The sequence below is a fragment of the Alteromonas profundi genome (assembly GCF_010500865.1).
GTDB classification, from domain to species: domain Bacteria; phylum Pseudomonadota; class Gammaproteobacteria; order Enterobacterales; family Alteromonadaceae; genus Alteromonas; species Alteromonas profundi.
In genome coordinates, this window is record NZ_JAAAWN010000088.1 from 1 (window position 1) to 781 (window position 781).

General features: G+C 40.7%; 1 protein-coding gene. It reads right to left on the reverse strand.

Annotated elements, in window-relative coordinates; all coding sequences use genetic code 11:
- Window positions 1-222: 222 nt before the first annotated feature.
- Entirely contained in the window at window positions 223-645 is a 423-nt protein-coding gene (locus GTH32_RS19280; protein WP_163088812.1) for a hypothetical protein, read from the reverse strand.
- Window positions 646-781: the final 136 nt, after the last annotated feature.

A 781-nucleotide genomic window follows, 5' to 3' on the forward strand; every position in this document is an offset into this window, starting at 1 on the left:
AGAGCTATTATTGATAAACAATGTGCTGTTAACAGCTAGAGTATTAAAAAATGCCCAAGCCAAATGAACACACACAATCCCAGCTAATAAGTAAACCATGAGTTAGGTTTTCCTAGTGGCATATAACTTTTCAATAACGGGCGCAGGCACGTGGGGCATAATTGCGAAGCCGCCCTGCGTGTATGCGTCCCAGCGAACGAAGTGAGTGAGTTTATTGAGTTGTTATGTGCGTATTCGAAATATCCTTTTCTCAATATCTTCAACTTCCTTTAGTAGTTCTGTGTCTTCAAAGTGCGTCAAAGCGTTTTTGGAAAGTTTAGAATATGCTAAAGCCTGACTGATGTCATTTTGTTCCAAATATAACTCTGCCAATTCTTTAGCAATGGATGCGATGTATTCTTGTTGAGTCTGCTCTTTGGCCAGCTGAATCGCTTTTAGGTAAACAGACATTCTTTCATCATTATTCTTAGTGAAATCGGCCAGAGTCTCCCATTGAAATGGGTGGTCTAATATAGTGTTTTCGTGAGTTTCACAGATGGTTCTCAATTGATTATGAGCTTCCCAATAGTCCTTTGTAGATGACTCATTGGTTATTACTAAAGCGAGTTCTAATACTTTTTCATGGAAAGGTGGTTTAAATTTCATAGAAGCACATAACTTTTAAATAAGGGGCGCAGGCACGTAGGGCATAATGGCGAAGCCGCCCTGCGTGTATGCGTCCCAGCCCGCGAAGCGGGCGAACTTAATTTTTTTGTTAGGTGCGTGCTTACCATGAAATATC

Excerpts from the sequence above, each read along its gene's own strand:
- GTH32_RS19280 (WP_163088812.1), bottom strand. The coding sequence starts at position 645 with ATGAAATTTAAACCACCTTTCCATGAAAAAGTATTAGAACTCGCTTTA.